The sequence below is a fragment of the Mesorhizobium metallidurans STM 2683 genome (genome assembly GCF_000350085.1).
Lineage (GTDB): Bacteria > Pseudomonadota > Alphaproteobacteria > Rhizobiales > Rhizobiaceae > Mesorhizobium > Mesorhizobium metallidurans.
Window position 1 is genome coordinate 192,072 of record NZ_CAUM01000006.1, and the last position, 8,034, is coordinate 200,105.

Annotated in this window: 8 protein-coding genes; 6 read left to right on the plus strand and 2 right to left on the minus strand. The window is 63.9% G+C overall.

Annotated elements, in window-relative coordinates; genetic code table 11:
• Positions 1-64: 64 nt before the first annotated feature.
• Entirely contained in the window at positions 65-664 is a 600-nt protein-coding gene (locus MESS2_RS01830; RefSeq protein ID WP_008872340.1) for a VOC family protein, read from the plus strand.
• Positions 665-903: 239 nt separating this feature from the next.
• On the opposite strand, the gene MESS2_RS01835 is transcribed toward MESS2_RS01830, so the two are convergent.
• Complete coding sequence (locus MESS2_RS01835) at positions 904-1,503, minus strand: NADPH-dependent F420 reductase (RefSeq protein ID WP_008872341.1); 600 nt, start codon at positions 1,501-1,503, stop codon at positions 904-906.
• A gap of 154 nt (positions 1,504-1,657) precedes the next feature.
• Positions 1,658-2,392, minus strand: a complete 735-nt coding sequence (locus MESS2_RS01840; protein WP_008872342.1) for an SDR family NAD(P)-dependent oxidoreductase — start codon at positions 2,390-2,392, stop codon at positions 1,658-1,660.
• Between the two features lie 268 nt (positions 2,393-2,660).
• Between MESS2_RS01840 and MESS2_RS01845 the strand changes: the two genes are divergently transcribed.
• From MESS2_RS01845 to MESS2_RS01865, 5 genes are all read left to right on the plus strand, one after another.
• Positions 2,661-3,575, plus strand: a complete 915-nt coding sequence (locus tag MESS2_RS01845; protein ID WP_008872343.1) for a LysR family transcriptional regulator — start codon at positions 2,661-2,663, stop codon at positions 3,573-3,575.
• 95 nt (positions 3,576-3,670) lie between these two features.
• Positions 3,671-5,965 carry a bifunctional salicylyl-CoA 5-hydroxylase/oxidoreductase gene (locus tag MESS2_RS01850; protein WP_008872344.1) on the plus strand — a complete coding sequence of 765 codons (2,295 nt, stop codon included), beginning with the start codon at positions 3,671-3,673 and terminating at the stop codon, positions 5,963-5,965.
• Positions 5,962-6,735 (plus strand): SDR family NAD(P)-dependent oxidoreductase, encoded by a 774-nt coding sequence (locus MESS2_RS01855; RefSeq protein WP_008872345.1) that lies wholly within the window; start codon positions 5,962-5,964, stop codon positions 6,733-6,735. The genes MESS2_RS01850 and MESS2_RS01855 overlap by 4 nt, the downstream gene beginning before the upstream one ends.
• The gene (locus MESS2_RS01860) at positions 6,729-7,199 is read left to right on the plus strand and encodes a MarR family winged helix-turn-helix transcriptional regulator (protein ID WP_008872346.1); all 471 of its coding nucleotides are present in this window, start codon (positions 6,729-6,731) and stop codon (positions 7,197-7,199) included. Before MESS2_RS01855 ends, MESS2_RS01860 begins: the two co-directional genes overlap by 7 nt.
• Positions 7,196-8,008, plus strand: coding sequence for an enoyl-CoA hydratase family protein (locus tag MESS2_RS01865; protein WP_040591798.1), 813 nt, complete (start codon positions 7,196-7,198; stop codon positions 8,006-8,008). The genes MESS2_RS01860 and MESS2_RS01865 overlap by 4 nt, the downstream gene beginning before the upstream one ends.
• Positions 8,009-8,034 lie beyond the last annotated feature (26 nt).

An 8,034-nucleotide genomic window follows, 5' to 3' on the forward strand; every position in this document is an offset into this window, starting at 1 on the left:
ACGCCGAAAAGCGGGCCTCGGACGTGCGCCGACAAGTCAGCCCGCGAAACGGAGGGTGACTGGAATGAAATACGCGATCAGACACACGATGCTTGTGGCCGCCATGCTCGGCTCAATGAGTGCGGCCTCGGCTGATGCGATACCTGGCATGCGCGGCCACGACCACACCGGCATCACCGTGCCAGACATGAAGCAGGCCGTCGATTTCTTCACCGAGGTGGTCGGCTGCAAGAAGGCGATGGCGTTCGGCCCGTTCGCCGACGACAAGGGCACGTTCATGCAGGATCTGCTTGGCGTCGACCCCAAGGCGGTGATCGAGGAGATCACCCTGGTCCGCTGCGGCTACGGATCGAACATCGAGCTGTTCAAATACACCGCGCCGGACCAGAAGGACGCGACACCGAAGAACAGCGACATTGGCGGCTTCCACATCGCCTTCTATGTCGATGATGTCGCAGCCGCCAAGACATATCTCGATGCCAAGGGCGTGAAGACACGAATGGGGCCGCTGCCGGTCAAGGAGGGGCCGGCCGCCGGGCAGACCATCCTCTATTTCCAGGCGCCCTGGGGCCTGCAGTTGGAGGCGATCAGCTATCCCGAAGGCATGGCCTATGAGAAGGGCGCCGAGACGGCGTTGTGGAGCCCAAAGAGCCCGGAAAAGTAAGCGGGAGCGTGCTTGCGGAACCAGCCGCAAGCACGCCCCTCAGGCTGTGCAGAAACCTGATCAAGAGATGGCGGCGCGACGGCCGCTGTCTGGAAAGCCGACCTCCTGAAATTCGCTTGGGGGTGGAAAGGGGACGTCGAAGCCCTCGCCGCTTCCGGACCTCGGATTATGACTTAGCCCGCGTGGACTCATGGACGGGCCCGGGCAAGCAGCACCTCTGATAGTGGACAGTAAATCCGTTACTGCTCCTTCTTGAACAGGTCCTGGAAGATCAGCTGGCCCCAAGTGCGGCCGCGTGCGTGCACCAGCGCGCCACCCTCGTTGAGCTTTCCCAGCTTGACGGGTGCGAACCCGAGTTGTTTGGCCAAGGCCGCCACGGGAGCGATCGCGTCCTCGTCGTCGCTCGACAGAAAGACGACCCGGTGCCCGCCCTCGACGATCGGATCGGCAGCCAGGGTGGCCGCAACCAGGTGATTGAAACCTTTCACGAACTTGGCGCCGGTGAACGACTTCGCGACGAAGGCGGAGGACGGGAGACCGCCCAGCTCTTCAGGGACTGGAAACGCGTTCATCGCATCGATGACTGTCTTGCCTTTCCAGCTCGGCAGGGCCTTCGCAACCTCGCGATGCTCCCCGAACGGGACCGCCAAGATGATTGTGTCGGCCTCGAGTGCATCCCGCAGCGACTTGGCGACGACCGTGGGTCCAATCGCCTGAGCCTGCGGCGCCAACGCCTCGGGCGGCCGGCGGCTCGCCACGGCCACCTTGACGTTTTTACGGGCGAAGGCGTGGGCGAGGGCCTGGCCTACCGCACCGAATCCTATAATCGCGTAGCTCATGATACTTCTCCGATCCGTGTTGATATTGATTCCCCGGCCCTCAACGGCGCTGGGTCATCCGTTCCGCTGTGTGGCGACCTTCGCGTACACGTCCCGCCGTGAACGACTTCGGCGCGGCCGGACGGTCAGCCACTTCCGGCGATCCGGCGCGAAGTCAGATGGCCGAGAAGCCGCCGTCGACAGACAACTCCACCCCATTCACGAAGCTCGAATCGTCTGAAGCAAGAAACAGCGCGACCGCCGCGATTTCCTCGGAACGACCCATCTTGCCCCGCGGGATCAGGGATTCGAACATCTGCTTCGCCTCCTCGGTGAGAACCTGGTCCTGCATCGGTGTGGCGGTCGGCCCCGGGTGCAGCACGTTCACCCGGATATTCCTGCCCTTCAGTTCGTTGAGCCAACCGCGTGCGAATGCGTGCAACGTCGCCTTGCTCGCCGCATACACGCTGTAACCAGGAAAACCTTTGATCGAAGCAACTGACCCGGTCATCAAGATCGATCCGCCATCGTTGAACAGCGGCAACGCCTTCTGAACCGTAAACAGCGTGCCGCGCGCATTCAGGTTGAAGGTCGCATCGAAGTGCTGCTCGGTAATCTCGCCCAGTGGGACGCCTTCGCCCATGCCGGCGCTCGCGTACAGGACGTCGATCTCGCCCTTTTCCCGCTTGACCGTGTCGAACAGGCGGTCGAGGTCGTCGAGATTGGCCGCGTCGCCGCGCACGCCGGTCACGTTCCGGCCGATCAGCTTGACGGCCTCGTCAAGCGCCTCCTGCCTCCGGCCCGTGATGAAAACATAGGCGCCTTCTTCAACGAACCGCTTGGCGCTCGCCAGCGCCATGCCGCTCGATCCACCCGTGATGACTGCAACCTTACCCTCAAGCTTTCCCATGATTTCTCCTTTTGTGGTGTCGGGACAGCATCTGCCCCCGAGAACCCCAAAATAGGTCCGCCGGAGTCAGGCGTTGAGTGCGGAAGCGCGCACATCGGTGGTGCGAAATCGATCCGGCTGGACGACTGACACCAGCCGCGACGATCGGTGTCCGCCGTTCGGAATTGGGTCGCGCTCGTCGACATAGGCTATTATAACGGCCCGTACTGCTGTTCGATGTGTTAGATACGGGCTTTGGAAGGCGCACCGCGCGGTGCCGGATTGCACCATGATCGACTGGGATGACGTTCGCTACTTTCTTGCCGTCGCGCGCGGAGGCTCGGTGCGGGCTGCCGCCGGGCGCCTCGGGGTGAATCACTCGACCGTGCTGCGACGCATCGCTCAGCTCGAGGAACGCCTCGGGGCGCAGATGTTCGAAAAGCTGCCTTCGGGCTACCGCCTGACGGCTGCAGGCGAGGAGGTCCTCGAGTTCGCGAACCAGATGGAGGCGTCGTCGCACCAGCTGGAGACGCGCGTCTTCGGGCGCGACCAGAGCGTGCGCGGGCTTCTGCGGGTGACGCTGGCGCCGCCCCTCGCGACACACCTGCTCATGCCGCACTTCGCCGATTTCGCGCGTCTGCATCCGGACATCGAGATGGAAATCTTATCGTCCGGCGAGCTGGCAAATCTGACCAGCCGAGAGGCCGACGTGGCGATCCGCGTCGTCTACGACCGCAAAACCCTGCCGCTCAATCTTCACGGCCTGAAGGGACCGGAGCTGTTCGGCGGCGTCTACATGTCCTGCGATCGACTAGCCGCGTGGCGTGCGGGCGCGCCTGATCCCATCCGGTGGATCGTCATAAGCATTCATGGAATCCCGGACTGGGCCAGCGAGGGTGAGGTTCGCACCACGGGGGTTCCATTCAGGACCACGGACGCCGAGGCGCAGATCGCTGCTGTACGGCAGGGGCTCGGGATCACGACACTGCCGTGCTTCGTCGGCGATGCCGACCCCCTACTGGTGAGGGTGCCGGGCAGCGACCTGCACATGTACGGAACGCTCTGGCTCCTCACGCAGGGGGAGACACGCAAGACGAAGCGCGTGCGGCTCTTCACGGAGTTCGTATCCCGCAGGCTCGCCGCGTACGCTCCGCTTCTCGCGGGGCTGTCTGTATCGCGCGACGCCCGATTCGTTTCAACATAAAACTTTAAGCTTGAAATAATGCACATGTGGCGCGATACTGAAAATCGGGATCGCCTGCCTTGCCGGCGACCCGAGGCGAAAAGGAGATCGCAGGCATGAAGGTTGCGGTTCTCGGCGGCGGACCAGCCGGGCTCTACTTTGCCATCTCGATGAAGCTCCGCGACGCCACCCATGAGGTGACGGTGTTCGAGCGCAACCACGCCGACGACACGTTCGGCTGGGGCGTGGTGCTGTCGGCAGAGACGCTCGACAATCTGACCAGGAACGATCCGGTCAGTGCCGTCTGGATCAAAAAACACTTCGCCTATTGGGACGACATTGCTGTCATTCATGACGGCGTGCGCACGGTCTCGACCGGGCACGGTTTCTGCGGCATAGGCCGCAAGCGGCTGCTCATCCTGTTGCAGCGGCGGGCGCGCGAACTCGGCGTCAAGCTCGTCTTCGAAACCGATATCGCCGACCCCCGGCCCTATATGGAGAGCCACGACCTGGTGGTCGCCGCCGACGGGTTGAACTCGAAAGCGCGCAACACCTTTGTCGACATCTTCAAGCCGGATATCGACACCCGCAAATGCAAGTTCGTCTGGCTTGGCACCAGCCAGAAATTCGACGATGCCTTCACCTTCATCTTCGAGAAGACCGAGCATGGCTGGGTGTGGGCGCATGCCTACCAGTTCGACAGCGAGACAGCGACCTTCATCGTCGAATGCAGTGAGCAGACCTGGAACGGCTTCGGCTTCGGCGCGATGACGCAGCAGGAATCGATCGCCGTCTGCGAACGGATCTTCGCCAAGCATCTTGGCGGCCATGCGCTGATGACCAATGCCAATCACATCAGGGGTTCGGCCTGGATCAATTTTCCGCGCGTGCTGTGCGAGCGCTGGTCGTATGAGAATCTTGCCCTGATGGGCGACGCGGCGGCATCAGCGCATTTCTCAATCGGTTCGGGCACCAAGCTGGCGCTGGAAAGCGCCGTGGCGCTGGCCGACTATGTCAAGTCCGAGCCCGACCTCGAGGCGGCGTTTCGCAAATACGAGGACGCGCGGCGCACCGAGGTGCTGAAGCTGCAATCGGCGGCGCGCAATTCGCTCGAATGGTTCGAGGAGGTCGAGCGCTATCTCGGCCTCGATCCAGTACAATTCAACTATTCGCTGCTGACGCGCTCGCAGCGCATCAGCCACGAGAATCTCAGGCTGCGCGACGCCGAGTGGCTGGCCGGCGCGGAAGAATGGTTCCAGCGCCAGGCAGGCGCCGGCGGCAACAGCTTGCGCCGTGCACCGATGTTCGCGCCGTTCCGGCTGCGTGATATGGCGCTCAACAACCGCATCGTCGTCTCGCCGATGGCACAGTACAAGGCCGTCGACGGCTGCCCGACCGATTGGCATTTCGCCCACTATGCCGAACGCGCCAAGGGTGGTGCCGGCCTGGTCTATATCGAGATGACCTGCGTCAGCCCGGAAGGCCGCATCACGCCCGGCTGTCCCGGCTTCTACGCGCCCGAGCATGAAATGGCGTGGAAGCGGCTGGTCGACTTCGTCCATGCCGAGACGGAAGCAAAAATCTGCGCCCAGATCGGCCACTCCGGCGCCAAGGGTTCGACCCGGCTCGGCTGGCAGGGAACCGACGTGCCACTGCCATCCGGCAACTGGCCCGTCATGGCGGCGGCGGCGGTCGCATGGTCGCCTGAGAATCAGGTGCCGAAGGCGATGGACCGCTCCGACATGAATCTGGTGCGCGACCAGTTCGTGGCCTCGGCCGAGATGGCTGATCGTTGCGGCTTCGACATGCTGGAGATCCATGCCGCGCATGGCTATCTCCTGTCGTCCTTCATCACGCCGCTGACCAACCGGCGCACCGACGCCTATGGCGGCTCGCTGGAAAACCGCATGCGCTATCCCCTGGAGATCTTCCGTGCCGTGCGCACTGTCTGGCCAGCCGAAAAGCCTGTTTCCATGCGCATCTCGGCCAATGACTGGGTCGGCATCGAAGGGGTGACGCCGGCCGATGCGGTCGAGATCGCCAGGTTGCTGCACGAGGCCGGTGTCGACATCTGCGACGTCTCGGCCGGCCAGACTTCGGCCAACGCCAGACCGGTCTATGGCCGCATGTTCCAGACACCGTTTTCCGACCGCATCCGCAACGAGGTCGGCATGGCGACGATGGCGGTCGGCAATATCTATGAGCCGGACCATGTCAATTCGATCCTGATGGCCGGCCGCGCCGACCTTGTCGCCTTGGCGCGGCCGCATCTTACGGACCCCTACTGGACTCTGCATGCGGCCGTGACGCTTGGCGATCGCGGCGTCAAATGGCCGGATCCCTATCTGCCCGGCCGCGACCAGATTTACCGTCTGGCCGAACGCGACGCCGCAGCGGGGCTGAAAGTATGAGCGCGGCCGGAACAATCGCGGGCAGGCACGCCCTTGTCACCGGTGGCGGCTCCGGCGTCGGCCGGGCCATCGCATTGGCACTGGCAGGGACCGGCATCACTGTCACCATCTGCGGCCGGCGCAAGGCGGCGCTCGCCGAAGTCGCGGGGGGGAGCGATCGCATCTTCGGTATCGCGGCCGACGTCACCGACGAAGCATCGATGGCGTCGCTCTACAGCAACGCGGAAGCAGCGCGCGGACCTTTCGACATCGTTGTCGCCAATGCCGGTATGTCCGGCAGCGCGCCGGCGCATAGGACCTCCCTAACAGACTGGCAGCGCACGCTCGACGTCAACCTCACCGGGGCATTCCTGACGGTGAAGCCGGCGCTGGCCGGCATGGCGGCGCGGAAGGCGGGCAGGATCGTGTTCGTCGCATCGACGGCCGGGCTGAAGGGCTACGCCTACGTCTCGGCCTATGTCGCGGCCAAGCATGGCGTCGTCGGGCTGATGCGGGCGCTGGCCGCCGAGACCGCGAAATCCGGGGTGACAGTCAATGCCGTCTGCCCGGGCTTCGTCGAAACCGAGATGCTGGAAGAGTCCGTCCAGCGCATCGTCGAAAAGACCGGCCGCTCGATTGAGGAAGCCCGGACGAGCCTTGCCTCGACAAACCCGCAAGGCCATTTCATCCAGCCGGAGGAAGTCGCCGCCGCGGTGCTGTGGCTGTGCGGCGATGCGGCCGGGTCGATAACCGGCCAGGCGATTTCTGTTTCGGGAGGCGAGACATGGTAGCCGGCCCCCTGCCCGCGCGCTCCGGGCCTGGCAAGGACCGGTTGCGCCTGTGGATACGTCTGCTGCGCGCATCGCGCACGATCGAGGCGGAGCTGCGCGAGCGGCTGAAGAAGGAGTTCAACACCACGCTGCCACGCTTCGACGTGATGGCGGCACTCTACCGTGCGCCGGAAGGCATGCTGATGAGCGACCTGTCGCGCTTCCTTCTGGTGTCGAACGGCAATGTGACTGGAATCGTCGACCGGCTGGTTTCCGAAGGCCTGGTCGCCCGCGCCCGCCGCAATGGCGACCGCCGCACTTCGATGGTGCGGCTGACCGAGGACGGTTCAAACGCCTTCGCCGTGATCGCCGCCGCGCATGAGGGGTGGGTCGGCGAACTGCTCGATACCGTCAGCGAGGATGAGGCGCGCCGGCTGACCGGCATGCTGAATTCGTTCCGCAGCAATTGGGAGGGACGGGAATGACAAGGATGGCAAACCGCAAGCCGAAGCATTTCCTGTGGCAGGTCGAAGGCAAGGTGGCAAAGATCCGGCTCGACCGGCCGGAGCGCAAGAACCCGCTAACCTTCGACAGCTACGCCGAGTTGCGCGACACTTTTCGCGACCTCGTCTATGCCGACGATGTCGATGCGGTGGTGTTCCTGCCCAATGGCGGCAATTTCTGCTCCGGCGGCGATGTGCACGACATCATCGGCCCGCTGGTCAAGATGGACATGAAGGCGCTGCTTGCCTTCACCCGCATGACCGGCGATTTCGTCAAGGCGATGCTCAACTGCGGCAAGCCGATCATTGCGGCGGTCGACGGCGTGGCGGTTGGCGCCGGCGCCATCATCGCCATGGCATCAGACATCCGCATAGCCACGCCCGAGGCGAAGACCGCCTTCCTGTTTACCCGCGTGGGCCTTGCCGGCTGCGACATGGGCGCCTGTGCGATCCTGCCGCGCATCATCGGCCAGGGCCGCGCCGCCGAACTGCTTTACACCGGCCGCACCATGAGTGCCGCCGAAGGCGAGCGCTGGGGTTTCTATAACAGGCTGGTCGAGGCCGCCGCGCTCGAAGCCGACGCGCTGGAGATGGCGGCACGTATCGTCTCCGGACCGACATTTGCGCACAGCATCACCAAGACGCAGTTGAACCAGGAATGGTCGATGGGGCTCGACCAAGCAATCGAAGCGGAAGCGCAGGCGCAGGCGATCTGCATGCAGACGGGGGATTTTGAGCGCGCCTATAAGGCGTTCGTCGCCAAGGAGAAACCGGTGTTCGAGGGGAATTGACGATGGCCTCTTCGATCAAGATGGAC

Bases quoted from the DNA above. Each gene is read 5' to 3' on its own strand.
- MESS2_RS01830 (WP_008872340.1), top strand. From the start codon at position 65: ATGAAATACGCGATCAGACACACGATGCTTGTGGCCGCCATGCTCGGC.
- MESS2_RS01835 (WP_008872341.1), bottom strand. From the start codon at position 1,503: ATGAGCTACGCGATTATAGGATTCGGTGCGGTAGGCCAGGCCCTCGCC.
- MESS2_RS01840 (WP_008872342.1), bottom strand. From the start codon at position 2,392: ATGGGAAAGCTTGAGGGTAAGGTTGCAGTCATCACGGGTGGATCGAGC.
- MESS2_RS01845 (WP_008872343.1), top strand. From the start codon at position 2,661: ATGATCGACTGGGATGACGTTCGCTACTTTCTTGCCGTCGCGCGCGGA.
- MESS2_RS01850 (WP_008872344.1), top strand. From the start codon at position 3,671: ATGAAGGTTGCGGTTCTCGGCGGCGGACCAGCCGGGCTCTACTTTGCC.
- MESS2_RS01855 (WP_008872345.1), top strand. From the start codon at position 5,962: ATGAGCGCGGCCGGAACAATCGCGGGCAGGCACGCCCTTGTCACCGGT.
- MESS2_RS01860 (WP_008872346.1), top strand. From the start codon at position 6,729: ATGGTAGCCGGCCCCCTGCCCGCGCGCTCCGGGCCTGGCAAGGACCGG.
- MESS2_RS01865 (WP_040591798.1), top strand. From the start codon at position 7,196: ATGACAAGGATGGCAAACCGCAAGCCGAAGCATTTCCTGTGGCAGGTC.